The organism is Parvularcula marina (genome assembly GCF_003399445.1).
Classification (GTDB): domain Bacteria; phylum Pseudomonadota; class Alphaproteobacteria; order Caulobacterales; family Parvularculaceae; genus Parvularcula; species Parvularcula marina.
On sequence record NZ_QUQO01000001.1, the window covers coordinates 2,224,555 to 2,249,074 of the forward strand.

General features: G+C 59.6%; 24 protein-coding genes and 1 pseudogene. 19 read left to right on the forward strand and 6 right to left on the reverse strand.

The window, feature by feature from the left end; all coding sequences use genetic code 11:
• Positions 1-27: 27 nt before the first annotated feature.
• From uppS to lpxB, 16 genes are all read left to right on the forward strand, one after another.
• Positions 28-804 (forward strand): undecaprenyl pyrophosphate synthase, encoded by a 777-nt coding sequence (gene uppS / locus DX908_RS10750; protein ID WP_116392335.1) that lies wholly within the window; start codon positions 28-30, stop codon positions 802-804.
• 242 nt (positions 805-1,046) lie between these two features.
• Positions 1,047-1,733, forward strand: a complete 687-nt coding sequence (locus tag DX908_RS10755; protein ID WP_116392336.1) for an RNA polymerase sigma factor — start codon at positions 1,047-1,049, stop codon at positions 1,731-1,733.
• On the forward strand, positions 1,678-2,625 hold the full coding sequence (locus tag DX908_RS10760) for a hypothetical protein (protein WP_147303774.1): 948 nt from the start codon (positions 1,678-1,680) through the stop codon (positions 2,623-2,625). Before DX908_RS10755 ends, DX908_RS10760 begins: the two co-directional genes overlap by 56 nt.
• Before the next feature lie 113 nt (positions 2,626-2,738).
• Positions 2,739-3,305 (forward strand): hypothetical protein, encoded by a 567-nt coding sequence (locus DX908_RS10765; protein ID WP_116392338.1) that lies wholly within the window; start codon positions 2,739-2,741, stop codon positions 3,303-3,305.
• Positions 3,306-3,452: 147 nt separating this feature from the next.
• Positions 3,453-4,025, forward strand: a complete 573-nt coding sequence (locus DX908_RS10770; protein WP_116392339.1) for a sigma-70 family RNA polymerase sigma factor — start codon at positions 3,453-3,455, stop codon at positions 4,023-4,025.
• Positions 4,018-4,650 carry an NrsF family protein gene (locus DX908_RS10775; RefSeq protein ID WP_116392340.1) on the forward strand — a complete coding sequence of 211 codons (633 nt, stop codon included), beginning with the start codon at positions 4,018-4,020 and terminating at the stop codon, positions 4,648-4,650. The genes DX908_RS10770 and DX908_RS10775 overlap by 8 nt, the downstream gene beginning before the upstream one ends.
• Positions 4,651-4,758: 108 nt before the next feature.
• Positions 4,759-5,580 carry a phosphatidate cytidylyltransferase gene (locus DX908_RS10780; RefSeq protein ID WP_116392341.1) on the forward strand — a complete coding sequence of 274 codons (822 nt, stop codon included), beginning with the start codon at positions 4,759-4,761 and terminating at the stop codon, positions 5,578-5,580.
• Between the two features lie 29 nt (positions 5,581-5,609).
• Positions 5,610-6,791 (forward strand): 1-deoxy-D-xylulose-5-phosphate reductoisomerase, encoded by a 1,182-nt coding sequence (gene dxr / locus DX908_RS10785; RefSeq protein ID WP_116392342.1) that lies wholly within the window; start codon positions 5,610-5,612, stop codon positions 6,789-6,791.
• 35 nt (positions 6,792-6,826) lie between these two features.
• The gene (gene rseP, locus DX908_RS10790) at positions 6,827-8,311 is read left to right on the forward strand and encodes an RIP metalloprotease RseP (RefSeq protein ID WP_116392343.1); all 1,485 of its coding nucleotides are present in this window, start codon (positions 6,827-6,829) and stop codon (positions 8,309-8,311) included.
• Positions 8,312-8,392: 81 nt separating this feature from the next.
• Positions 8,393-10,978 carry an outer membrane protein assembly factor BamA gene (gene bamA, locus DX908_RS10795; RefSeq protein ID WP_233508675.1) on the forward strand — a complete coding sequence of 862 codons (2,586 nt, stop codon included), beginning with the start codon at positions 8,393-8,395 and terminating at the stop codon, positions 10,976-10,978.
• A gap of 116 nt (positions 10,979-11,094) precedes the next feature.
• Positions 11,095-11,691 carry an OmpH/Skp family outer membrane protein gene (locus DX908_RS10800; protein WP_116392344.1) on the forward strand — a complete coding sequence of 199 codons (597 nt, stop codon included), beginning with the start codon at positions 11,095-11,097 and terminating at the stop codon, positions 11,689-11,691.
• A gap of 115 nt (positions 11,692-11,806) precedes the next feature.
• On the forward strand, positions 11,807-12,868 hold the full coding sequence (gene lpxD / locus DX908_RS10805) for a UDP-3-O-(3-hydroxymyristoyl)glucosamine N-acyltransferase (protein ID WP_116392345.1): 1,062 nt from the start codon (positions 11,807-11,809) through the stop codon (positions 12,866-12,868).
• Complete coding sequence (fabZ, locus tag DX908_RS10810) at positions 12,865-13,332, forward strand: 3-hydroxyacyl-ACP dehydratase FabZ (RefSeq protein WP_116392346.1); 468 nt, start codon at positions 12,865-12,867, stop codon at positions 13,330-13,332. Before lpxD ends, fabZ begins: the two co-directional genes overlap by 4 nt.
• Before the next feature lie 4 nt (positions 13,333-13,336).
• Entirely contained in the window at positions 13,337-14,122 is a 786-nt protein-coding gene (gene lpxA, locus DX908_RS10815) for an acyl-ACP--UDP-N-acetylglucosamine O-acyltransferase (RefSeq protein ID WP_116392347.1), read from the forward strand.
• A 3-nt stretch (positions 14,123-14,125) separates the two neighbouring features.
• Complete coding sequence (locus DX908_RS10820) at positions 14,126-14,998, forward strand: LpxI family protein (RefSeq protein ID WP_116392348.1); 873 nt, start codon at positions 14,126-14,128, stop codon at positions 14,996-14,998.
• Positions 14,995-16,182, forward strand: coding sequence for a lipid-A-disaccharide synthase (gene lpxB / locus DX908_RS10825; RefSeq protein ID WP_116392349.1), 1,188 nt, complete (start codon positions 14,995-14,997; stop codon positions 16,180-16,182). The genes DX908_RS10820 and lpxB overlap by 4 nt, the downstream gene beginning before the upstream one ends.
• Here lpxB and DX908_RS10830 read toward each other — a convergent pair.
• Together DX908_RS10830 and DX908_RS10835 are read right to left on the reverse strand one after the other, a co-directional pair.
• Complete coding sequence (locus tag DX908_RS10830; RefSeq protein WP_116392350.1) at positions 16,129-16,608, reverse strand: RidA family protein; 480 nt, start codon at positions 16,606-16,608, stop codon at positions 16,129-16,131. The two genes, lpxB and DX908_RS10830, sit on opposite strands and share 54 nt — an antisense overlap.
• 4 nt (positions 16,609-16,612) lie before the next feature.
• Complete coding sequence (locus tag DX908_RS10835; RefSeq protein WP_325047970.1) at positions 16,613-17,911, reverse strand: DNA polymerase IV; 1,299 nt, start codon at positions 17,909-17,911, stop codon at positions 16,613-16,615.
• A 138-nt stretch (positions 17,912-18,049) separates the two neighbouring features.
• On the opposite strand from DX908_RS10835, the gene DX908_RS10840 reads away from it, so the two are divergent.
• Both DX908_RS10840 and DX908_RS10845 read left to right on the forward strand, forming a co-directional pair.
• Complete coding sequence (locus DX908_RS10840) at positions 18,050-18,430, forward strand: response regulator (protein WP_147303775.1); 381 nt, start codon at positions 18,050-18,052, stop codon at positions 18,428-18,430.
• A 59-nt stretch (positions 18,431-18,489) separates the two neighbouring features.
• Positions 18,490-19,878: a PleD family two-component system response regulator gene (locus tag DX908_RS10845; protein ID WP_116392353.1), complete on the forward strand. Its 1,389-nt coding sequence runs from the start codon at positions 18,490-18,492 to the stop codon at positions 19,876-19,878.
• Positions 19,879-19,958: 80 nt separating this feature from the next.
• Here DX908_RS10845 and glnA read toward each other — a convergent pair whose 3' ends face one another.
• From glnA to ruvX, 4 genes and pseudogenes are all read right to left on the reverse strand, one after another.
• Positions 19,959-21,365, reverse strand: a complete 1,407-nt coding sequence (gene glnA / locus DX908_RS10850; RefSeq protein WP_116392354.1) for a type I glutamate--ammonia ligase — start codon at positions 21,363-21,365, stop codon at positions 19,959-19,961.
• Between the two features lie 278 nt (positions 21,366-21,643).
• Positions 21,644-22,231 (reverse strand): annotated as a pseudogene (gene plsY, locus DX908_RS10855) (glycerol-3-phosphate 1-O-acyltransferase PlsY); the annotation flags it as partial.
• Complete coding sequence (locus tag DX908_RS10860; RefSeq protein ID WP_116392356.1) at positions 22,228-23,181, reverse strand: aspartate carbamoyltransferase catalytic subunit; 954 nt, start codon at positions 23,179-23,181, stop codon at positions 22,228-22,230. The pseudogene plsY and the gene DX908_RS10860, both read right to left, overlap by 4 nt.
• A complete protein-coding gene (gene ruvX / locus DX908_RS10865; protein ID WP_116392357.1) occupies positions 23,178-23,654 on the reverse strand; it encodes a Holliday junction resolvase RuvX in 477 nt (158 codons plus the stop codon). The genes DX908_RS10860 and ruvX overlap by 4 nt, the downstream gene beginning before the upstream one ends.
• Between ruvX and DX908_RS10870 the strand changes: the two genes are divergently transcribed.
• Positions 23,653-24,501, forward strand: coding sequence for a hypothetical protein (locus DX908_RS10870; protein ID WP_116392358.1), 849 nt, complete (start codon positions 23,653-23,655; stop codon positions 24,499-24,501). The two genes, ruvX and DX908_RS10870, sit on opposite strands and share 2 nt — an antisense overlap.
• Positions 24,502-24,520: the final 19 nt, after the last annotated feature.

Below are 24,520 nucleotides of genomic sequence, written 5' to 3' on the forward strand. Positions count from 1 at the left end.
CGGAAATCTGCATAAGGATCTTATGTCATGGTGCTGAGCCAGACAGCCCGCTTTGCGGGACGCATGTTCGACAAGGCGAAGGGCTCAGAAGAGCCCGACGCCGAAAAACCCCTGCGCCATGTGGCGATCATCATGGATGGCAATGGCCGCTGGGCGAGCCGCGAGGGCGTCACGCGCCTCAAGGGCCACCAGCAGGGGGTCGAGGCGGCGCGCGGCGCGGTCGAAATGGCAAAGGAGCTGGGGCTCACCCATCTAACGCTTTACAGCTTCTCGACAGAGAACTGGTCGCGGCCTGACTGGGAGGTGCAGCACCTTCTCAACCTGTTGCGGCAGTTCTTTGCCAAAGACCTCAAAAAGCTCGCCGATCAGGGCATCCGTGTAAAGATTATCGGGGATCGAGATACGCTGCCCGATGATATTCGCGGCCATGTCGAGGAAGCAGAGGCGCGGACGGCGGATAATCCGGGCTACACGCTGCAGATCGCCTTTAACTATGGCGGGCGGGACGAACTTGTCCGGGCCGTGACGAAAATTGCCAGCCGCGCGGCGGCAGGTCAGCTTGATCCTGCCGATATTGACGAGGCGGTGCTTTCCAACGCGCTCGATACGGGCGGCGCGCCGGACCCGGATCTGATCATCCGTACCTCAGGCGAGCAGCGGATTTCGAACTTCCTGTTGTGGCAGGCGGCCTATGCCGAGTTCGTCTTCCTTGACTGTTTCTGGCCGGACTTCACGCGCGAGGAATTCCTCGGCGCGGTCGAGCAATACCAGGCCCGCACAAGGCGCTTCGGCGCACGGCCATAACTCCAGCGTTAGGCCGAAGAAGCGCTATTTTTCGGCCTTCGTCCGACATTTTTAGAAACTTGCCGTTTTATTAAATTGCGCCACCATTCCCGTTGGCGCAACCTTTCCGTGCATATCGGTGAGGTGATCGCGTTTCGTTTTATAATCCAGAAATTTAGCGGGAATTCCCCCAAATAGTTCCGCCTCTGCCGATGACCACATTGAGCGCCTCTATTGGTGCTTGAACGGTAGAGGAAGCAACGATGAGCGAGCTCAGAACTATCGAGCAACGCCGCCTTTATAATGAGGCGTATGCTCGGATGTCCCAAATTGTTCGATCATTCAGAATCTGCCCGCGTCATGATCAGCATGCCGTGCAGCAAATCACCAACGATGTGTTTCTTGTCTGGTGTGAGCGCCGTAAAAACCACGTGCATCCCTGGGCAGATGAGGATCACGAATTTCTCTGGACGACATCAGTCGCCAAAAACAAGATCATCGATTTCCTGCGCTCGGAAGGACGTTGGCGAGAGCGCAATGTTCAAATGGATGATCCCATTGATCCGCTAGCAGAGGGTTGTGCCGATTCAGCCATTGTGGCGCAGGGTGGGGACTTGCAGGTCTCCGAACCTGCATTACTGAAATTCTGTCGGCTGCCTTTGGAGCGCCTGTTTCGCGCCATCGAAAAGGAATGTCACTTCACTGCGATTATCGTCAGCAGGCGATGGATAGATCCAGCAACTTGCACGGTCATTTCCCGTGACAAGAGTGCAGAAAAAATCGCGATAGCATTGAGTGCTAATCGCCATGTTGGGCGGGTAACCCCAGACCAGGTGCGGGAGGTTGATCGACTATTCAGGAGACTGATTGAAGATTGTGACCTGCTAGATCGAGTTGTGGCGGGAACTGAACCGAGCGGATGGCTCGCGCGGGTGCGCGACCACCGATAATTTCGCATATGGGATTGATGGAGAAATACCCATGAGTAATGGACATTTGTTTGATAATTCGGCGACTGCCCTCTTGAGGAGTGATTGTCCGTACGATGAAGGAGATGAGGGTATTAAGTTCCTCTCATCAAGCGAGATCATCCGCGCGCAATTGGCAGTTTCGGCGCCGCAGGTGGTTTTCACTGAGGATGAACGATATGACATCGAAGGGGATGTGACGCAGCGCCCGGTGCAGATTTCGGAAGGTGCCCAGAAGAAAGACGTTCTGGACGAACTTTTCTACGCTGGTGGCGACAGGGCCGATGTGCGGGACAATGCGCTGACGAAACGTACCGTCACGCGAATCAAGGATATGGCACAGGCGGGAGCCTGTTTTCGTGTTTTCAGGGCTATGCTTCGTCAGGAGCCCTTTCTTCTTTCCTCTGCGGCATCAATTCGCCCGGAGAAGTTTGAGGATTGGGAGATCCGTGCAAATCCGTGGCGTGTTTCTGGGCTTCGTATCCTTTTGAATGACGCTCTGCTTGCGATTCCTCGCCGCCGCCGCCGTGGTCTTCTCGAGAAGGCGTATGTTTATGATTCAAGCCTGACATTTCTTACGAGGGCGCCACGCGGGCTGGTCAGTTATGGTCGTCCGACTCTCGTAACTGATGCGGCTGAAACGTCGGCCGATGAAGCGTTCTGGACACAGATGAGAGAAGCTGTCTGCTTTGCGGCGATTGGCAGTGATTCTGCCGTGGCGGTCGTTGCGCAACGCATCGAGAATGATCGTGTGGAGATTACGATGTCGAGCGTTGAGGTTGACGGAGCTGACATTTTTGATCCTGATGAATGCTGGGTTACAAAGGATGTGATGCTCAGCATTTTCGGCTGCAACGGAAGCGAGGAGCCGTGAAGGCTTAGGATTCATTCCTGTCAAAAAACGCCGCTGCGATTTGCAGCGGCGTTTTTATTTATTCTTACACGTATTACATGTGGTGGCGGTGTTGTTCTCCCCAAAGGAGAGGGGTGCTGGGCGATATTGAAATTGATGAGGCGGAATCAGTCAGCGATGAGGAGGCGGGAATGAAGCGGCATCAATACATATTTGGAATCACTATGCGCTTACTTCTGGTTTTGCTGGTACCAGCATTGCTGAGAATGAGTGGCTGGGTCACCATCGGTAATATTCCATCATGGTTGCCGGAATTTATTCTGATTACAGAGTTGGCGATCCTGACCTGTGCAGCCATGTGGTGGATTGGCTCGAAGGCTGTCGTGTATATTCTCAAAAGTCGTCTTGGTAGAGACCATCAATCAAGTGCGGATGCCTATCTCGACATTTTCATGTTCTGGGTCATGTGCGGATCAGTGCAGCTTCTGCTCCGGACGGCTGGCTTTCTGGCCATAATACTTTCGCCAGTCCCGACCAGTGACGCTTCATTTCTTGAAATGATGCCAATGGTTGCGGGGGTCTTATGTGCATTTCTGGGCAGTTTCCCGGTGAAGGGGAAGCTAGCGCGACTGCAGGTCAGGAGACACCGGGATCTGTTTGACGACAGGCATCTCCGATCTTTCGGTCCGCGAGAGAGCTGAAAATGCAGTGTCAGAGTCAAGCAAGACGAAGAAGGCCCAGAAACGGGCCTTCTTTTTTACGTGGCATTCCCGCCCCATGTAACCTCTGCGGCGGCACGGCGAATAAGCCGTTGAAACCGGCATCGCGGGAGCGCGGCGAGGGAGAGCATGGAAGTTGTGAAGTTTCCAGAACAGAGCAAGCGGCGGGTGCCGGGTATCGACCTTGCGCCTGTTGGTGAGCTCATGGCGCGCGCCCAGAAAGGCGACAAGAGAGCCTATAATGAGGCGCTGACCCAGTGCGAGGCATGGTTGAAAACCTATCTGCCGCGCCGGCTGGCGCCCGAACATGTCGAGGACGCGATTCAGGAGACCCTGCTCGCCGTCCACAGGAAACGCCACACCTACGATCCATCGAGACCCTTCCCGCCATGGTTCGTTGCGATCGCCCGGTTCAAATGGCTCGACCGGCTGCGCAGCCATTACCGGCATGAGCAGAGTGAGCTGCATGACGATCACGGGATCGACAGTCATGAAGAGACAGTCCTCTCTCGGATCGTGCTCGAGAATGTGCTCGGCCATCTGCCGGAGGCGCAGGCGACGGTCCTGAAACTTGCCAAGATCGAGGGCCGATCGGTTGAGGAAATCTCCATGGCGACGGGACAAAGTGCCTCCCTCGTCAAAGTCAATATCCACCGGGCACGGAAGAAACTGATGAAACTGTTGGAGAAATCGTATGAGTAGTGATTTCATCAATGGCCTGACCGCCACCGCTGAACCTGTCGCCCGGCGCCATGCCGGGCTTGAGCTGCTTGCTGTTCTGGCTGTCGCCGCGATCGAGCTGGTCGGTTTCACCTACTTTTTTGATTCGCAGATTCTGGCGGCGGCCTATGCGGCCGACCCTGTCCGCATGACGGCGAAGTTCGTGATTTTCGGCGCACTGGCCGTGGCGGCGATCACGCTGGCGATTCTGTCGCTTAATCCGGCGGCAAAGCGGATCGGCGAGGGGACACTGGCAATCATTCTGAGCGTGCTTGCGGCATCGATCCTCGTCTTTGATTTCACTTGGCGAGGCAGTTTCTCAGCGAGCTTTGTGCCGTCTGCGGGAATGCATTGTGCCATCTCGGTTGCGAGCCTTGCGCTGCCGGTCACGCTGGTCCTTGGTATGCTGATGATGCAGGGTGCTTCGACCCAGCCGGGCCGCTCGGCCTTCCTTGCGGGGCTTGCGGGCGGGGCCTTCGGTGCCTTTGTCTTCTCGCTTCAATGCCCGATGGTCTCGATCTGGTATCTGGGTCTCTGGTACGGCGCGGGCATCGCGGTCGTCTCGGCTGCCTCCTATCTGCTGATGCCGAAATTCATTCGCTGGTAAGGGGAGCTTTTCCCTCTTCCCGTAACCTGACAGAACGGCGCGCGGCCATGACCGGCCCCGCGCCTTTTCGTCGGGAGAAGACCCATCAGTGATACCGATCCGCCAGTCGTGAGCGAAGACAAGTCCGCATCGAAAATGCGCGGGCTGCTCACCCGTGCGCTGACGGCTGCCGTGTTGATCCCGATTGCGGTCGGTGTCGTGGTCTGTGGCGGGCGCGCCTATTCGGCGCTGATCGCCTTCATGGTGATCATCCTGATTTTCGAATGGGCGCGGATTGTCGACCGGGCGGAGTTCTCACGTGGTTTTTATACGCTTTCATTCACCGCGATTGCGGCGGTGTTCTTTGCGGCAGGCGGGCAGTACTGGCTCGCCATCGGCCTTGCGCTCGGGGGCGGGGGGCTCGCGACCATTCTGGAGCTGCGAAAGAAGCCAGCGGTGTCCTGGCCGCTGGTCGGGGCGGTCTATCTCGTCCTGCCCGCGATCGCGGTTCTCTTTATCAGGCACATCCCGGAGACGGGGCTCGGGCTGACGCTGGTCCTGTTCGGGGTTGTCTGGGCGACCGATAGCGGCGCCTATCTTTTCGGCACTTTCATCGGTGGGCCGAAGCTGTGGGAGAAGCTCTCGCCCGGCAAGACATGGAGCGGAGCGATTGGCGGGCTCTTCTGCGGCGCAGCGGCAGCGATGGTCATCGGCCTGATGAGCGGGCTGTTACTCACACCGCAAAGGCTGATGCTGACAGGCTTTGCGCTAGCGCTGGCAACGATTGCAGGCGACCTGCTCGAAAGCGCGCTGAAGCGGGCTTACGGGGTCAAGGATACGGGCGGAGCTTTCCCCGGCCATGGCGGCGTCCTTGACCGGCTCGACGGGTTTATCCTTGCCGCAACAGCACTTGCGCTCTTACTGGTGGCCCGCGGGCAAGGCATTGCCTAAGAGAAGAACAGGCAATCAGGGTTTCAGGAATGACGCTTTCTCGGCGCGTGACAGTTTTGGGGGCCACCGGCTCCGTCGGGACAACCACCCTGTCGCTGATTGAGGCATCGAACGCCGCATGCGAAGCCGATATCGAGGTCGTGGCCCTCACCGCCAATTCCAATGCGAAAGAACTGGCAGAGCTTGCGATTGCTCACCGGGCGGAGTTCGCCGCCGTCTGTGACGAAGCCGCGGGGCCGGCGCTCGCTGACGCGTTGGCTGGGACCGGCATACGCCATGGCGCCGGCGTCGAGGCGGTGATTGAAGCAGCGATGATGGATGCGGGCTGGGTCATGGCGGCGATCGTCGGCGCGGCAGGCATCCAGCCCTTATTGGCCGCCGCCACGCGCGGCGCCGATATCGCCTTTGCCAATAAGGAATGCCTTGTCTGCGCGGGCGATGCGGTGCTGGCGGCAGTGGCCAAGGGCGGCGGGCGGCTCCTGCCGGTCGACTCTGAGCACAACGCGATTTTTCAGGTCTATGATTTCGAACGCCCTGAGCGGGTACGGAGGATCATCCTCACAGCATCAGGTGGGCCGTTCCGTGAGCGCTGCCGCACGACGCTGGCCGGGATCACCCCGGCGGAAGCCGTCGCCCATCCGAACTGGACCATGGGCGCGAAAATCTCGGTCGATAGCGCGACCATGATGAATAAGGGTCTTGAGCGGATCGAGGCCGCCTATCTTTTCCCGACGCCGAAGGAGAAGATCGAGATCCTGGTTCATCCGCAGTCGGTCATTCACTCGATGGTCGATTATGTTGATGGCTCGGTGCTGGCACAGCTCGGGCCGCCTGACATGACGGTGCCGGTTGCCTCGACGCTCGCCTGGCCGGATCGGATCCCGACTCCGGTTGAGCCCCTCGATTTTGCAAAGATTGGCACCATGACCTTCGAGACACCGGATGAGGAGCGCTTCCCCGCTTTGCGGCAGGCGCGTGAAAGTCTTGATGAGGGCGGGCTGATGACGGCAGTGATGAATGCCGCGAATGAAGTGGCGGTCGAAGCCTTTCTCAACGGTCACATCGGTTTTCTGGACATTGCGGAGATCACCGATCATTGTCTCGCATCGGCGCGGCCGGAAGGTGTCTCGACCGAACTTGAGGCGGTCCTTTCGGCGGATGCAGCATCCCGTGAAGCAGCGCGCCAGCGCATCGCACGGCTCAACGGTTAAATAGAACAGGGCGCGGCTGCGCGGGTATCAATTTCATGATCGAATTACTGGTTTCTATCGGGATTTCTCTGGCTGCCTTTGCGGTCCTCCTCGCTTTCATCGTCTTCATCCATGAGTACGGCCATTTCAAAGTGGCGCGGCTCTGCGGGATCCGGGTCGATACATTCTCGATTGGGTTCGGCCCGGCCATGCTCAAATGGACCGACAAGAAAGGCACGGTCTGGAAGATCGCGGCGATCCCGCTGGGCGGGTTCGTCAAATTCTTCGGCGATGCGAATGCGGCTTCCGCAGGCACCAGCACGGATGAGCATGAAGAGCATCCGATGACGACCCAGTTCAATTCGGAGAAGGATCGCCTCGCCGCGGTGCTGACCGAAGAAGAGAAAAAAGTCTGCTTCCATTTCAAACCGGTCTGGCAGCGCATGGCGGTTGTCGCCGCGGGGCCGTTCTCGAATTTCATTCTTGGCGCGGTGATCTTTGCGATCCTTTTCGCCACCGTCGGCACACAGGAAATCACGCCCGTTGTCGGACGGGTACAGGCCGAGACCGCAGCCGATGAGGCGGGCTTTGAAGCCGGCGACAAGATCCTCACGCTCAATGGTCGTCGGGTGCGCGATTTCACAGATATGGCGACGCGGGTGAAGCTCTCCTCCGGCGAGACCCTGACCTTTGAGGTCGAGCGCGACGGCAGGGAGCTGACGCTGATTGCTGTGCCCAAGCGCGTTACTCAGACGGATGGCTTTGGGAATGAAGTCCGCGTCGGACAGCTCGGCATTGTCGCCTTTACCGACCCCGTGATCGGGGTGGTGATTGACGACTCGACAGCGGCGAGGGCCGGGCTTGAGGCGGGCGACCGGGTTCTTTCCGTTGATGGCCAGCCGATTTTCACCTGGTCGGATATCGGGCTCGTCACGGAGGGACGCGCAGGCGAGACTGTGCCGGTCATCATTGAGCGCGATGGTCAGGAGCTGACCCGCAATGTGGAAATCTATTCCGTCACCGTGACGGACACCGAAGGCAATGAGCTGAGCTTTGATACGCTTGGTCTTGGGCCGAAACGCGATCCGCTCCAGCGGCTCGGACCGGCGGCTGCGGCGAAGGCCGGGGTCGAGCAGGTTGGCGAAGTGCTGGGCGTTACCGTGCGCTATCTGGGCCGGCTGATTTCCTTCAAGGAAGACCCTCGCCAGCTCGGCGGTCCCGTGAAAATTGCGAAATATGCCGGACAGGCAGCGGAGGCTGGCTTCAATCCGGCTTACGAGATTCCGCTCACAGACCGCATTCTTATTAGCCTTCAGACCTTCATCAACCTCGCGGCGCTGATTTCTGTCTCAATTGGGTTCATGAATATCCTTCCAATCCCAGTTCTGGACGGGGGGCACCTTGTGTACTACGCGTACGAGGCTATCGCCGGGCGGCCACTCAGTGACCGGATACAGGGGATCGGGTTCCGCATCGGCCTCGCGATCGTCGGAACGTTCATGATCTTCGTCATCGTCAATGATGTGGTGGGCCTGTTTTGATGCTGGCACTGGACGGCAGGCGAGAGTTGAGTATTGAGGGCGACCCGGCGTAAGGCGCCGCAGGTCTAACGGATGGGTGATATGGGCGCGAAACGCTTTCAGGCAATCTTGATGGGCGGTGTTGCGCCCCTGATCATCGGACTTTCAGCATCAGCCATGGCGCAGGAGCCGGCCCCGCAAGGCGCCGCCCAGCCGGGTGCGATCCAGCAGTCGCCGATCGTTCAGCGGATCGAAGTCACCGGCAACCAGCGGATCGAATCAGGGACCATCCGGTCCTATCTGCCGATCAGCCCGGGCCAGCCGGTCAGCCAGATCGTCATCGACTCCTCGCTGAAAGCGCTCTTCGGCACCGGCCTTTTTGCTGATGCAGAGATCACGTTCGACAATGAAGGGACCATGCGCGTCGACGTGCTGGAAAACCCCATCGTCAACCGCGTCCGCTTTGAGGGCAACAAGACTAAGGAAGACAAGCTCACCGAAGAGCTCCAGCTTTCGCCGCGCGCTATCTATACTCGCGCAAAGGTCCAGGCCGACACCCAGCGGATCATCGATATCTACCGCGCGCAGGGCAAATTCGCTGCGACCGTGGTGCCGAAAATCATCGAGCTGCCGCAGAACCGCGTCGACGTTATCTTCGAGATCGACGAAGGCCCGAAAACCGGCGTCGCCAAGATTACCTTCATCGGCAATGAGGAATTCACTGATGCCGAGCTGCGCAAGGCGGTTCTGACCGCTGAAACGCGCTGGTGGGATTTCCTTGAGTCCAACGACAACTACGACCCCGACCGTCTCGAATATGACCGCCAGCTCCTGCGCGAATTCTATACGAAGCAAGGGTATGCGGACTTTTCTGTTGTCTCTGCTGTCGCTGAGCTGACGCCGGACCGCGAGGACTTCTACATCACCTTCACGGTGGAAGAGGGCCCGCAATATGAATTCGGCAAGATCGATGTGCGGACATCGCTCGAAAAAGTGCCGGGCGGCAGCCTCGAGCGGGTCATCCCGATCCGTCAGGGCATGCAGTTCAACTCCGAACTTATGGAGCAGGCGGAAGAATCGATCACTTACGCGACCGGGATTGCCGGTTACGCCTTCGTCGATGTTCAGCCGCGCCTGACCCGGAACCCTGAGACCCAGACAGTCGATGTCGTCTTTGAGGTCAATGAAGGCCCGCGTGTCTATGTCGAGCGGATCAATATCCGCGGCAACTTCCAGACCCTCGACCGCGTCATCCGCCGTGAGATGCGTCTTGCCGAAGGTGATGCCTTCAACAAGGTGCTGGTTGAGCGCTCCGAGCGCCGGATCAAGGGCCTTGGCTATTTCTCGGAAGTTGAAGTCACCGAACAGCCGGGCTCAGCGCCTGACCGGACGGAACTCGATGTTGCCGTGACGGAACAGTCGACCGGCTCCTTCCAGGTCGGCGCGGGCTTTAGCTCGGCTGATGCGTTCATCGTCAACTTCCAGCTTGAGCAGCGCAACCTGCTTGGCCGTGGCCAGTATCTCCTGCTTGATCTTTCGGGCTCCTCTCGGACCCGCCGGGCACGGATCAGTTTCACTGAACCTTACTTCCTTGGTCGCCGCCTGCGCTCTGGCTTCTCGGTCTTTGCCAACCGCACGGACTTCGAAGAAGCGGGCTTTGTTTCGGACAGCTATGGCGCCGGTCTGAACGTCGGCTTCCCGGTTTCCGAATTCGGCTCGATTGGCCTCAGCTATCTTCTGCGTCAGGACGATATCACGCTTGAGATTCCGGGCCAGCAGACGCTGCTTGCCGGTCAGTCACCGCAGGATATCCTGGTCGCAGGCGCAAGCTTCACGCTTAACGGCACCAACACAGTTGTTGCCAACCGCTGTGACTTCCTGACGTCGAGCATTGATCCGACCTGTGACAGCCGCGGTAAGCGCCTGACCTCACAGATTGGCTATAACCTCCGCTTTGACCGCCGGAACGATCCGATCGACCCAAGCGCCGGCTGGCGTTTTGATGTCGGTCAGTCGCTCGCCGGTGTCGGCGGTGATGTGAACTTCCTTCAGACGACCGCTCGCGGCTCGATCTATCAGCGCCTGCCGTTTGATTTCGTCGGTGCGCTGAAGTTTGATGCAGGCTACGTCGATGGCTTTGGCGATGACGGCGTTCGCGTGAACGACCGCTTCTTCAAAGGCGGCAACCGGGGCTTCCGCGGCTTTGACGTCGCTGGTGTCGGCCCCCGCTATATCCAGTGCCGCTCTGGCGGGACGCGGATTGCCGGGACAGCCCGTTATGAACGCTTTGACGGCGACCCCGTCGGCACGCTCTGCACGAACACAGTCGATCGCGCGATCGGCGCACGCGCCTACGCTATCGGGACACTGGAGGCGAAAATTCCGCTTCCCACCCCGCCTGAGCAGGGCATCCGCGCCGCACTCTTCACCGATTTCGGTGCCGTCGGTGTGATCGATGAGGATGACAAGCTGCTGAACCAGAACCTCCTCTCCTATATCGATTACGACGGGAATGGCGTCGGGGATGAGCCGGTGCAGGATGACTTCTCGCTCCGCGTCTCAGCGGGTCTCTCGATCAACTGGAACTCGCCTTTCGGCCCGGTCCAGATCGATATTGCCGAAGCGCTGGTCCGCGAAGAGTATGACGAAGAGCAGGTCATTCGCTTCAGTGCTGGCGGGGCCTTCTAAAGGTCGTTAAATTTCACGAAACGGTAACGGGCCGGGGGGCTCTTCCGCCGTTAAGCAGTCGTGCGTTGCGGGATGGAGACATCCCGGTCCACGATATAACCAGGGGCAGGTGTCCAATGTTGAAGAAACTTATCGCCGCTGCGGCGGCCATGCTTGTTGTCGGGGCCGCGCCGGCTCTTGCACAGAAAACCGCTTATTATGACCACGCCAAAGTGGTGAATGATTCCAATGCCTGGAAAGCACTTCAGGCAGAGCTGCAGACCAAGAGCGCGGAAGTTGCTTCCAAGCTCAAGCCGATCGCTGACGAGATCAACAGCGAAGCGGCTGCTGTCGAGCAGATCGTTGCCGACAAGACGCCGCAACAGCTGCAAAGCCTCAGCGACGAGCAAAAGAAACTTGTCGGTCAGTGGGACCAGAAACGTCAGGCCCTTCAGGCCAGCCAGCAACGCGTGAGCCAGGAATTCGGCCTCATCCGTGAGCTTGCTGAAGCCAAGATCAACGAAGCGATCGTGAACAGCCTTGAGGATGTTGCAAAATCCAAACGCGTCGATGTTATCGAGCGCCAGACCGCTCTGGGCCACTACAGCTCCAAATTCGATGCAACACCGGAAGTTCTGGCTGCTGTGAACCGCTCGCTCTCGACCCTTTCGGTCGATGGCCTCGTTGCGGAAGTCGCCGAAGCCCAGAAACAGGCACAGGCAGCCGCGCAATAAGCCGGACTGCTTACTCTTTTTAAGACCGGGCCCCGAAACGGGCCCGGTTTTTTGTTGCCTCGCGCCCGAAGGAAAGGGGTGCAAGTGAAGATGGGAAGCCCTAAGGGCATGGGTCATGACGACTGAACAGCCGGCCGGCGGTTTCCGGCCAGATCCCCGATTTTTTCTCACCCGTCCGCCGCTGCCGTTGATCGATGCGATCGCTGTGGCCCGGGCCGAGATCAGCCATTCCGATGCAGGCCAGCACCGGATCAGCCATGCCGCACCGCTCACCGATGCGGGCGAGGGCGCCGTTGTCTTTGCTGAGAGCGCTCGAGACATCGAAGCGCTTGAGGCATGCGAGGCGAGCCTGATCCTGACGAACGAGAAAGCTGCCGAAGCTGCTGCTGCACGCTTCCCCGAGGCAACGATTGCGATTGCCAACACGCCGAAAGCTGCTTTTGCGCGGCTTGCCGAGGCGCTGCACCGGCCGCTTTCAGACCTCGCCGGGGATGAAGAGCTGCCTGAGATGGATGAGCCGAACATCGCCAAATCCGCGCATCTGGGCAAAGGTGTCATCGTCATGCCCGGCGCGGTGATCGGCGCGGATGCCGTGATCGGCCCTCGCGTTGTCATTGGCCCCGGCGTTGTGATCGGCGAGGGCACGCGGATCGGTGCTCATGTCTCAATCTCCCATGCTGTGATCGGCCGCGAATGCGTGATCCTTGCAGGCGCGCGGATTGGTGAGGCGGGCTTTGGCTATGTCGCCGATGAGGGCCGGGCTCTGCCACTGCCCCAGCTTGGGCGCGTCATGATCGGCGATCATGTCGATATCGGTGCGAATACCACCGTCGATCGGGGCACGCTTGGCGATACGGTCATCGGCGACGGGACCAAGATCGATAACCTTGTGCAGGTCGCCCATAATTGCCGCATCGGGCGGGGTGTGCTGATCGCCTCCCAGACGGGGATTTCAGGCTCTTGCGAGATTGGCGACGGCGTCATGATTGGCGGGCAGGCCGGCATGGCGGACCATGTCACGATCGGCGCAGGCGCGATGATCACCGCGAAATCGGGCCTGATGAAAGATGTGCCGCCGGGCGAGCGCTGGGGCGGTATCCCCGCCAAGCCCGCACGCGAGTGGATGAAAGACGTTGCAGCCCTCAGTAAACTGACCAAAAAGGGAGGAAGCAAATGACCGAAGAAAATACAGAATTTCTGCCCGATTTGGACCTGGCTGCGATCAAGGAGATCCTGCCGCACCGTTTCCCGATGCTGATGGTCGACAAGATTGTCGAGATTTCAAAAGACGGGGCCACGGGCGTCAAGGGCGTGACCGCGAATGAGCAGTTCTTCGAAGGGCACTTCCCGCAAATGGCGGTCATGCCCGGTGTGCTGATCATTGAATCGATGGCGCAGACGGCGGCGGCCTATACCGCCTATATCGACAATGTGGATACGGACAATAATATCGTCCTGTTCATGGGCGTTGAGAAAGCCAAATTCAGAAAACCTGTCGTCCCCGGTGATCAATTGCGTATCCGCGCGACGATCACAGCCCGCCGCCCGCCGGTCTGGAAATATGAAGCCAAGGCCTATGTCGATGACAAGCTGGTCGCGGAAGCCGCCTTCAGTGCCATGATGACGCCGCCCAAGGACTAAGCTCATGAGTATTCATCCCACCGCGATTATCGAGGACGGCGCGCAGATCGACCCGTCCGTTGAGATTGGCGCCTATGCCCATATCGGCCCGAATGTCGTTCTCAAGGAAAAGGTGAAAATCCTCTCTCATGCCAGCGTGACGGGGCACACGACCGTCGGGGCGGAAACCGAGATCCATCCCTTTGCCGTGATCGGCGCGCCGCCCCAGCATAATGGCTATAAGGGTGAGCCGACGACCCTGATCATCGGGGAACGGAACAAAATCCGTGAGCATGTGACGATGCATACCGGCACCGTGCAGGGGCATGGCGAAACCCGTGTCGGCAATGACTGCCTTTTCATGGTTGGCGCGCATGTCGCGCATGACTGCACGGTCGATGACCGGGTCATCATGGCGAATAACGCGACGCTGGGTGGGCATATCCATATCGGCGAGAGCGTATTCCTTGGCGGGCTCTGCGCCATTCACCAGTTCTGCCGCATCGGCGCCTTTGCCTTCCTTGGCGGCGGCGGTATTCTGACAACGGACATTATCCCTTACGGCTCTGCCTTCGGGAACCATGCCCGGCTTGAAGGGCTAAATATTGTCGGCATGAAGCGCCGCGGAATGAAGCGGGAGACGATCCACGCCATTCGCTCTGCCTATCGCATGCTGTTTGCCGAGGAAGGCACGCTGAAGGAACGGCTCGAGGATGCAACCTCGCTCTTCTCTGAAGTCCCCGAGGCGATGACCATCATCAATTTCATGAAGGCCGATGCCGACCGGCCGCTTTGCCTGCCGGAGAAATAAAAGATGAGCCGCCGTTGGGAAAAGGTCGGGATCATCGCCGGGGGCGGCGAGCTGCCGCGCCAATTGGCGCAGGCGGCGCACGACATGGACGCGCCCTATCATGTGATCCGGCTCAACGGGTTCGCCGATGAGGCGATGAAGGCATTTCCTGGCGATGATGCGGGGATCGGCGAGGCGGGAAAGATCATCCGCCTTCTGAAAAAATCTGAATGCGATGCCGTCGTCTTTGCGGGCCTCGTCCAGCGGCCGAATTTCGGTCAGCTCAAACCCGACTGGCGCGGCGCGGCGCTCTTGCCACGTGTCGTGGCCGCTGCCCGCAAGGGCGATGGCGCGATGCTCGACGTGCTGGTCGAGACATTCGCGGCTGAGGGCTTCCTTGTCATCGGCGCTGAAGAGGTCACCGGCGTCCTGCGCAGCGAGGCGGGCACTCTGGGCCAGATCGTACCTGACGATGTGGCGTATGCGGACATGAAAAAGGCCGCAGCTCTCATTGAGGCTATCGGTCCGTTTGATGTCGGCCAAGGCGCAATCGTGCGCGAGGGCTTTGTTGTTGCTGTCGAGGCGGCAGAGGGAACTGATGCCATGCTGCGCCGGGCCGCACCGATTATCGCGCGGCTTCAAGGCGAAGAAGGAGATGGCGGGCACCGTGCAGGTCTCCTTCTCAAACGGCCGAAGCCGGGGCAGGAAATGCGTATTGATCTGCCAACCATTGGGGCACGGACAGTCGAGCTTGCCGCCGAAGCCGGCCTTGCCGGTATTGCGATTGCGGCGGGGGAATCCCTGCTACTCGATGCCGAAGAGGCGATCCGTCTCGCCGATGAGCGCGGACTTTTCATCCATGCCTATTCAGCCGAAGAGCTGAAACGCCGGACGTGACCGCGCCCCGCCTTCTCCTCGCGGCGGTGGAGCCTTCCGCGGATGCACTCGGGGCCTCTCTTATCCGGGCGCTGAAAACCCTCATTCCAGAGATTGAGCTGACCGGTTGCGGTGGCCCACTGATGGCCGCCGAAGGCTTTGAGAGCCGTTTCGATACCTCCGCCTTTTCGGTGATGGGGTTCACGGATGTTGCCCGCGTCCTGCCCGAAGCGTGGCGTCGCTCACGCGAACTCGCCGCGATCTGCGAGAAGGAAAAGATCGACATTGCTGTCTTTGTTGATGGCTGGAGCTTCTCTCGGCTTGGCGCCAAGCGCATCCGCAAACGCAGCCCGGGCACGAAAATCGTCAAATTCGGCGCGCCACAGGTCTGGGCCTCGCGCCCGCAGCGGACAGAATTCGTCCGTGATCATTTCGATCTTGTCCTGACACTGCTGCCCTTCGAGCCGCCTTATTTCGAAGAGGTGGGCACGAAGGCAGTCTTTGTCGGCAATCCCAATTTCGAAGCGGTGTCACAGGTGCCGCGCTCGGGCCCATCTTTTCGGGCACGTCATGATATCGGCCCTTCGCCCCTGCTTGCGGTCCTTCCGGGCAGTCGCAAGGGCGAGGTGACGCGGCTCCTCATCCCCTTTGCCGATGCGGTGACGGTTGCGGCAGAAGAAATTCCCGGCCTCAAGGTCGTGATCCCGGCGGCGCCCGCGGTCGAGGAGATCGTGAAAGCCAGCGCTGACCAATGGCCGGTCAAACCGATCATCATCTCCGCCGATGACCGCTTCGATGCATTCGAAGCTGCGGATGTCGCGATTGCCGCCTCTGGTACGGTGACGACGGAGCTGGCGCTTTGCAACACGCCGATGGTTGTCGGCTACAAAGTTGATGCGCTCACGGCCTATTGGGCAAAGAAAGTACTTGTGACGGAATATGTCTCCATCCTGAATGTCTTTGCCAAAGAGGCGATCATTCCTGAGCGGCTGCAGGATGACTGCACGCCCGAGCAATTGGGGGCCGATATCGTCCGGCTGTTCCGTGACGAGGAAGCGCGCCGTCTGCAATTGTCAGCCTTCCGGCGTCTCCTGCCCGAACTGGTCGGGCAGGGCGATTCAGCCTCGCGCGCGGCGGTCGAAATCCTTCGCCTAACGAATACGGAAGATCCCGTCGATCTCGACAGCAGCGCCGAGGGGCAGTGACGGCACGCCGACGGCGGCGCGGGTGTGCTTGCCTGCATCTCCCATGACATCGAGCATCAAATCCGACGCGCCATTGATGACTTTCGGGTGATCGAAAAAGTCAGCCGTCGATGCAACGAACCCGCCGAGCCGGACACAGGACGCAACCCGGTCAAGATCGCCCTCGAGCGCGGCACGCGCCTGGGCGAGAAGCATGATCCCGCAGGCACGGGCTGCTGCAATCCCTTCTTCTAGCGACAAAGCCGTGATCCCGGCTGCCGGGCTGCCGCCAAGGCATCCCTTGATGATCTGGCCGTCCGTCATTGAGACCTGCCCCGAAATATAAAGAAGCTCACCCACGATCTGCGTCGGCACATAGGAGGCGACGGGGGCGGCGGGTTGGGGAAGTTCGAGCCCCAGTTCCTCGAGGCGGGCGATGATCGACATGGCATCAGTCCTTTTTCTTGCGGGTCGTCCGGTAATCTCTCAGTGTGCCAATGACCCCGTCACCGAATTTCTCGGCAAGGGATGAGACGGCATTCTCCCGCCTTCCTATACGCTTGTGGTCGCCGGAAAACAAAAATCCGTCATCCATCAGGTCGGCATCGACGAGGTCGGAAATCCCGACACCGATAAGGCGGTATTTGCGCCGGGGCGCCTCAATCAGTTCCTCTGCAAGCAGCTCGCGCCCAGTCTCGAAGATCAGCGCGGTGAGGTTCGTTGCATGCGGCAAGGTCCGCCGGCGGGTAAAGCTCTTGAAGTCATGTGTTTTGAGCTTGAGGGTGACGACCCGGCCAGCCAGCTGGGCTGCTTTAGCGCGGGTCGAGACTTTCTTTGCCATGGCATAGAGGCGATCCTCCAGCGGCTCACGGTCGGAGAGATCCTCATTGAACGTCGTCTCGCCCGAGACGCTTTTCGTTTCATGGCTGGTGACGACTTCGCGGCGGTCCTCGCCCCGCGCGCGGCGGGCGAGCGAGCGGCCATGGTCGCCATATTTCTTCTCAAGCCAGGCATCATCAGCTTTCTGAACATCACCCAGTGTCCTGAAGCCGTCTCGCGAGAGGCGGGCGGCAAAGGCCTGACCCACGCCGGGGATCAGGCTGACGGGATGGGGTGCAAGAAAGGCGGCGGTCTCTTCCCGCCCGATCACGAAAAAGCCGCGCGGCTTGTCAAAATCGGATGCAATCTTGGCAAGGAGCTTATTATGGCTGAGCCCGATAGAGACGGTGATGCCGACCCGTTCCTCGATCCGCCGGGCGAACCGGGCGAGTGTTGCGGCGGGCGGCGCGCCATGCAGGCGGTCCGTGCCCGTCATATCCATATAGGCTTCGTCAATGGAGGCGGGCTCGACCAGCGGGGTCAGCGCGCGCATCTCTTCCCGGATCTGATGGGCCGCCTCTTTATATCTATCAAAGCTTGACCGGACGACGACCGCCTCAGGGCAGAGCTGTTTTGCCTTGAACATCGGCATTGCCGAACGGATGCCGTAGGAGCGGGCGATATAACAGCAGGCGGCAACGACCCCGCGCACTTCTCCGCCGACAAGGACGGGCTTGTTGGCCAGCTCCGGGCGGTCTCGCTTTTCGATCGCGGCGAAAAACGCATCGCAATCGACATGGGCAATGCCGAGGGAGAAAAGTTCAGGATGGCGAACCGTCCGTGCCGAGCCGCAATTGGGGCACAGCTCCTCCATGGGCGCGGTGTTTCCGCAATCCCGGCAGAGCTGTTTTTCGGATCGCTCAGGCATCATCTTCAGGGTCAACCAGCAATTAACCTAATTCGCGGCAGAAAGTCCGACGGGAAAAAGGTCTTGATAACGCCTTTCCCAACCGCCACTCCCAGAAAGGGGTAGCCTTTTGTTACCGGTTCGCAAATCATGATGTCCTCGATGGCTGAAACATCCGAAACCAAAACGGTGCTTGTCGTCGAGGATAACGAGCTGAATATGAAGCTCTTTCATGACCTCCTCGATGTTCAGGGATACCGCGTCCTGCAGGCCATGAACGGCCCGGACGCGCTGATTCTGGCGCGTGAGCACATGCCTGACCTTATATTAATGGACATCCAGCTGCCGGAGCAGTCGGGCCTAGATGTCACCCGTGAGATCAAAGCGGACGAGGAATTGCGCGCGATTCCGGTCATTGCCGTCACCGCTTTCGCCATGAAAAGCGACGAACAACGCATCCGGGACGGCGGATGCGAAGATTATATTGCAAAACCTATCTCGGTTCCGGTCTTTCTTGAGAAAGTGAAAAGGTATCTCGGGTAGAACCCTCTCAATGTAGGATCTTTGCTTTTTGGCAAAGGGGTGCTGGTGAGGGTAGGCAAATGACTGCCAGAGTTCTTGTTGTTGACGATCTGATCCCGAATGTGCGGCTGCTAGAGGCCAAACTCCGGGCCGAATATTTCGAGGTCCTGACGGCCTTGTCCGGGCAGGAAGGGATCGACATTGCGCTCGAGAATTCGCCAGACATTATTCTCCTTGATGTGATGATGCCGGGGCTCGACGGGTTTGAAACCTGCGAGCGGCTGAAAGCCGACCCCCGGACCTGCCATATCCCCGTTGTGATGGTGACCGCGCTTGACCAACAGGCGGACCGGATTGCCGGGCTGAAAGCCGGGGCGGACGATTTCCTGACGAAACCTGTCCAGGATCTTGCCCTGTTCGCGCGTGTCAGGAGTCTCACACGTCTGAAACAGATGACGGATGAATTGCGACATCGCCACGCCAAAGGCGCGGAGCTGGGTGCGATCATGCCGCCCGATCTCGATAATCAGGCCTATCGCACCTCGGAAATCCTGGTCATCTCAGAAGATCTGATCATTGATGGGCTGAGCGACGATGTCGATGGCCTGCCCGAAGGTGTCACATTCAATTTTGAGAACGATCCACGCAAGGCGATTGAGCATATCCGCTCTAGTGCGCCGGACATGCTGATCGTCGATTTGGGGCTGAAAGAATATGACCCCTTGCGGCTTTGCTCCGCGATCCGGTCATTTGAAGAATCACGGCTGACGCCTCTTCTGGCGCTCGCCCATGAATCTGAGATGCGCAAACTCGTCCGGGCACTGGATATCGGGGTCAATGACTATCTGATGCGCCCCATCGACAGCCAGGAAATGGTCGCGCGCGTTCGCACCCAGCTGCGCCGTCAGTGGTATGTTGAGGATCTGCGCCAGTCCGTGCAGCAGAGCCTTGAGCTTGCCGTCACCGATGCGCTGACCGGGCTTTATAATCGCCGCTATCTGGGGTCCCAGCTGCCGCGCCAGTTCGGCCTTTCAAAAGAGCGCAATCTGCCGTTCTCGCTGATCATTCTCGATGTCGATCACTTCAAGGTGGTCAATGACACACACGGCCATGATGTTGGCGACGAAGTGCTGGTTGAAATTTCCGATCGGCTGAAGCGCTGCGTCCGGGGGATGGATATTGCTTGCCGTTATGGCGGTGAAGAATTTGTCTGTGTCCTGCCGGAAACCGATCAAGAAGGTGCGCGGGTGATCGCTGAGCGCGTCCGGGAAGATATTGCCAACCGCCCCATGTCTCTGTCGAGTGGGCAGGAACTAGACGTGACGGTCAGTATCGGTCTTGCCACGCATGAGCCGCAAGATGCGGAGGATACCCCGCCGCGACTGCTCAAGCGGGCTGACGAAGCGCTTTATGCGGCGAAAACCGGCGGCAGGAACCGTGTCGTGCCGCAGACGGAACTTGCAGCGTAAATACCGACAATCTCAACGGACAAAAAAACGGCCGGAGAAATCTCCGGCCGTTTTGCATTTCATGGACCTGAAGGTCGTCCTTAGACGCTGTAATACATGTCGAATTCGACAGGGTGCGGCGTCGTGTTGTAGCGGACGACTTCTGATTTCTTCAGCTCGATATAGGCGTCGATCTGATCATCCGAGAAGACATTGCCTTTCTTGAGGAAGTCGCGGTCAGCATCGAGCGCGGCCAGTGCTTCGTCGAGTGAGGCGCAGACCGTCGGCAGGCCCTGCTGCTCTTCAGGCGGCAGGTCGTAAAGGTCTTTGTCCATCGCATCGCCCGGATCGATCTTGTTCTCGATACCATCGAGGCCGGCCATCAGAAGGGCCGAGAAGGTCAGATACGGGTTACCGGCGGCATCCGGGAAACGGGTCTCGATGCGCTTGGCTTTCGGTGAGGACACCCACGGAATACGGATCGAGGCAGACCGGTTACGAGCCGAATAGGCCAGCATGATCGGCGCTTCGAAGCCCGGGACCAGACGCTTGTAGCTGTTGGTCGAAGAGTTCGAGAAGGCGTTGATCGCGCGGGCGTGTTTGATGATGCCGCCAATATAGTGCAGGCAGGTCTCGGAGAGATCCGCATACCGATCACCGGCGAAGACCGGCGTGTCGCCTTTGAAGATCGACTGGTGAACGTGCATGCCCGAACCGTTGTCGTTATAGACCGGTTTCGGCATGAAGGTCGCGGTCTTGCCAAAGGCGTGCGCGACCTGATGGACGACATATTTGTACATCTGCATCTGGTCGCCCATTTTGAGCAGGGTCGAGAACATCATGCCCAGCTCATGCTGGCTAGGGGCCACTTCGTGGTGATGCTTCTCAGGGCGCAGACCCATATCCGACATGTAAGAAAGCATCTCGGTACGGAGGTCCTGGCAAGAGTCGACCGGCGGGACGGGGAAGTAGCCGCCCTTGGCGCGCGGCCGGTGCGCAAGGTTGCCGCCTTCAAAATCGCGGTCCGAATTATACGGGCCTTCATTCGAATCGATGGCAAAGCCCATATGGTTCTGGTCGGTCGCAAAACGGACATCGTCAAAGACGAAGAATTCCGCTTCCGGACCGAAATAGGCCGTATCGCCGATGCCTAGCGATTTCATATAGGCTTCGGCGGCCTTGGCTGTCGTGCGCGGGTCGCGCGAATAGGGCTGGCCTGTCGACGGCTCGAGAATGTCGCAGATCAGGATCAGCGTCGGCTGGGCGAAGAACGGATCGATGACCGCCGTTGACGGGTCGGGCATCAGGATCATGTCGCTTTCATTGATGGCTTTCCACCCGGCGATGGAGGAGCCATCGAACATGGTGCCGTCTTCGAACAGATCCTCGTCCACCATGGACCGGTCGAATGTGACGTGCTGCCATTTCCCGCGCGGATCAGTGAACCTCAGGTCAACATAGCGGATGTCTTCATCCTTGATTTTCTTAAGGACGTCTTTGGCCTTCATTCGTCATACCCCTGTCGGATTTGCTGCGCTGCAGCAGGAAGCCGCAGCCGTTGTGCAGAGACTGCTGGCAGATTCGAGTGCCCGCAAGAGAAATTTCCAGTTTTGGCGAATTGTCGCGTCAATTGCGCTAAAATTAGCACAATATATCTGTATTAATCCCTCTTGGGGGGATTCATGCCGTCATCTTGTGCCTCTGCGTCATCTTCCGGCGGCGTGGCCGTTGCCGAGATGGAGGCTGTCCAAGCGCCGTCAGTAGAGCCTGAGTCGGCCTTTTTGCCTTGCCCTATTCGCGGCTCGGTGCCGGCCATGATGCGCTCGATATTCGCTCGGTGGCGGAAGAAGATGAGGGCACTCATGAACAGTGCCGCGCCAAAAAAGGCCCATTGGCCATTCACGAGGAACAGGAAGGGCGTGATCGCGGCAGCGACCAGCGCGGAGAGCGAGGAGATACGGCTGAGGGCGGCGGTTGCCAGCCAGATGCCGCAGGCAATCAGCCCGACCGTGAAACCGAGCGCGAGCGTGGTGCCAAGGAAGGTCGCAACGCCCTTGCCGCCCTTAAAACCCAGATAGACCGGGAAGCAATGGCCGAGAAAGGCCGCACCCGCCGCAATCGCCATCAGGACCTCACGGTCCTGCCGCGCGATGGTTGCGATCCCGACAAGGAGAACCGCAATCGCGCCTTTGCCTGAATCAAGGATGAGCGTGGCCAGCGCCAGATCCTTGCGCCCGGTACGGAGCACATTGGTTGCGCCGATATTGCCAGAGCCGATCTTGCGGATATCGCCCAGCCCTGCCGTCCGGGTCAGGACGAGGCCGAAGGGCACGGCGCCCAGAAGATAGGAGAATACGAAAACGAGAAGGCTCATCGGGTCTTGCCCCGTTCGATATGTTCAAGAAGGGCCATGCGCAGGGCGACCCCCTGGCGGACCTGACTGCGGATCAGGGAGCGGTCGGGGTCATCGGCTAGCTCCTCGGTGATCTCGACATTGCGGTTCATCGGCCCCGGATGCATGACGCGATAGCCGGGCTTGGCTGCCGACATGCGGTCATGGGTCAGGGCGTAGGCGGCGTGATATTCTTCCGTATTCAGAGAAAGCGCTTCGGTCATGCGCTCGACCTGCAGACGCAGGGTCATCGCAAAATCGACGCCTTCGACGACCTCTGCGATGTCATGAACCATGCTGGAAACGCCTTCGGGTTTCTCCTCGGGCAGAAGATCAGGCGGCCCGCCAAGCCGGATGGTTGCGCCCAGACGCGAGAGAGCGGAGATTGCCGAGGCGGCAACGCGCGAATGCCGGACATCGCCGCAGATCGCGACAGTGATGTCCTCCAGCCCGTCTTCAGCACGGCGACCCAGCGACAACAGGATCGATGAGACATCAAGCAGGCCTTGGGTTGGATGCCCAAGGGCCCCTTCGCCGGCATTGATGACGGAGGTTGGAAAACCGTCCCCTTCGATGGCGGCGACCGCCCGATTGATCGTCTCGGGCTCGGTTGCGCGCAGGACGAGGTAATCGGTCCCTTGTGCCCCGAGGGTCAAAACCGTGTCTTCGAGGCTCTCGCCCTTCTGTACGGAAGACGCCGCAATCGGCAGCGTCACGGTGAGGGCGCCCAGCCGCTTGGCCGCGATGTCAAAAGACATCAGCGTCCGGGTCGAGGTCTCATAGAAAATATTGGCCTGAAGCCGTGTCGCGAGGGCCGGGGCGGGCCAGCTTCCCCGATCCATCATGTCTCGCATGACGAGGGAGCGGTTGAGGACCGCCAGAAAGGCGTCCTCGGGCATGGAGCGGATGTCGGTGAGATGGCGCAAACTCATGAGTCGCCGCTTTGCCGTGCGGCGGCCAAACGGTCCAGAGCCCCTTGCAGAATATGTGTCGCGGCATGGGCATCGATGGTCGCGGCGCGTTTGTCCCGGCGCATCCCGATGGCGATCAGCTTGTCCTCGACCGCTGCCGTCGACAGCCGCTCATCCCAGAACGCGATGGGCAGGTCGGTCTTTTTCTTCATGTTTAGGGCAAAGGTGCGTGTCGACTGGGCGCGGGGGCCCTCCGAGCCATCCATATTATAGGGCAGGCCGAGGACGAGGCCGACAACATTGCGCTCTTGCGCCAAGTGCAGCAATTCAGCCGCGTCGGCGCCGAATTTTGTCCGCTTGATCACGGTGACGGGGGTCGCCAGACTTCGCTCCGGGTTTGAGACCGCAATGCCGATGGTCTTGGTGCCAAGATCGAGGCCGAGCAGTGCCCCAGGCGGGAACTTCGCGGCTGCATTGAGGAAAGGATCATCCATGGCTGTCGTCTGGTCTCTGCTGGCGCTCTTGGCAATGGCGGCGTCGCCGGTCGAGATTGTCCCTGATGAACCGGGCATTGGCGGGCAGGACGTGCCCGCATGGACCAAAGAGGCATGGCAGGCCGATGGCGATGCCTTGCTCGCTGTCTCTTCCTTTGACGGCAGCCTTCAGCTTTCGGTGGGGCAGGTGCCTTTTACGACGATTGAGGCCGACGAGCCGGACGTGGCGCGCGTGAATGTCGCGACCGTGCCGCATGGCCAGCTCTCCCTGATCGCCCACACTTCGCTGGAGGAGCAGGCAGGCCGTATCCGCATTGAGCTGATCGGCGATGGCTGGCAGGCCGGCAGCGACAAGGCGCGGCACCTCCTGCGCCAGAACCTCGCCCATGAGATTGCTCATCTAGCCCAGAAACAGCGTTATGATTCCGCCTATGAGCTGGCCGTCTTGCATGAGGGCTATGCCGAGGCGCGCGCGCTCGACCTTCTGATCGACGCAAAGCTCTGGACCGCTGCGGATGTCCGGCTTGCCCGATTGGGATTTGAGCAATCCTGCGAGGCCGCGCTTCGTCGCGGGCCGCTGCTGCCGCAGATCGAGGCCGGCGACCGGGAGGCAAGTTATGCCTGCGGCGCGTTACTCTGGATTGCGGCGTCCGAACGGGTGAATGCGCGGCCGGATGTCCTTCACCGCTCCTATGCGAAGGCGGTGCGGCAACCCGCGGGGCTCGGCCCCTGGGCGCGGGAGACTTTCGGGCCGGACTTTACCCGCTCGGCCTATATGTTTCTGACGGCCAATTATTCAGGCGGCCCGCAGACAGCGCTTGAGGGCCTCGCCGCTGGACGGCTTTGAGCGCCGCTGGTAGGGCGCG

Bases quoted from the DNA above. Each gene is read 5' to 3' on its own strand.
- dxr (WP_116392342.1), top strand. From the start codon at position 5,610: ATGACGCTTTCTCGGCGCGTGACAGTTTTGGGGGCCACCGGCTCCGTC.
- lpxD (WP_116392345.1), top strand. From the start codon at position 11,807: ATGACGACTGAACAGCCGGCCGGCGGTTTCCGGCCAGATCCCCGATTT.
- glnA (WP_116392354.1), bottom strand. From the start codon at position 21,365: ATGAAGGCCAAAGACGTCCTTAAGAAAATCAAGGATGAAGACATCCGC.
- uppS (WP_116392335.1), top strand. From the start codon at position 28: ATGGTGCTGAGCCAGACAGCCCGCTTTGCGGGACGCATGTTCGACAAG.
- DX908_RS10845 (WP_116392353.1), top strand. From the start codon at position 18,490: ATGACTGCCAGAGTTCTTGTTGTTGACGATCTGATCCCGAATGTGCGG.
- DX908_RS10775 (WP_116392340.1), top strand. From the start codon at position 4,018: ATGAGTAGTGATTTCATCAATGGCCTGACCGCCACCGCTGAACCTGTC.
- DX908_RS10840 (WP_147303775.1), top strand. From the start codon at position 18,050: ATGGCTGAAACATCCGAAACCAAAACGGTGCTTGTCGTCGAGGATAAC.
- ruvX (WP_116392357.1), bottom strand. From the start codon at position 23,654: ATGGATGATCCTTTCCTCAATGCAGCCGCGAAGTTCCCGCCTGGGGCA.
- DX908_RS10755 (WP_116392336.1), top strand. From the start codon at position 1,047: ATGAGCGAGCTCAGAACTATCGAGCAACGCCGCCTTTATAATGAGGCG.
- DX908_RS10770 (WP_116392339.1), top strand. From the start codon at position 3,453: ATGGAAGTTGTGAAGTTTCCAGAACAGAGCAAGCGGCGGGTGCCGGGT.
- rseP (WP_116392343.1), top strand. From the start codon at position 6,827: ATGATCGAATTACTGGTTTCTATCGGGATTTCTCTGGCTGCCTTTGCG.
- DX908_RS10870 (WP_116392358.1), top strand. From the start codon at position 23,653: ATGGCTGTCGTCTGGTCTCTGCTGGCGCTCTTGGCAATGGCGGCGTCG.
- DX908_RS10800 (WP_116392344.1), top strand. From the start codon at position 11,095: ATGTTGAAGAAACTTATCGCCGCTGCGGCGGCCATGCTTGTTGTCGGG.
- DX908_RS10830 (WP_116392350.1), bottom strand. From the start codon at position 16,608: ATGTCGATCATCGCCCGCCTCGAGGAACTGGGGCTCGAACTTCCCCAA.
- DX908_RS10820 (WP_116392348.1), top strand. From the start codon at position 14,126: ATGAGCCGCCGTTGGGAAAAGGTCGGGATCATCGCCGGGGGCGGCGAG.
- DX908_RS10860 (WP_116392356.1), bottom strand. From the start codon at position 23,181: ATGAGTTTGCGCCATCTCACCGACATCCGCTCCATGCCCGAGGACGCC.
- lpxA (WP_116392347.1), top strand. From the start codon at position 13,337: ATGAGTATTCATCCCACCGCGATTATCGAGGACGGCGCGCAGATCGAC.
- DX908_RS10835 (WP_325047970.1), bottom strand. From the start codon at position 17,911: ATGATGCCTGAGCGATCCGAAAAACAGCTCTGCCGGGATTGCGGAAAC.
- bamA (WP_233508675.1), top strand. From the start codon at position 8,393: ATGGGCGCGAAACGCTTTCAGGCAATCTTGATGGGCGGTGTTGCGCCC.
- fabZ (WP_116392346.1), top strand. From the start codon at position 12,865: ATGACCGAAGAAAATACAGAATTTCTGCCCGATTTGGACCTGGCTGCG.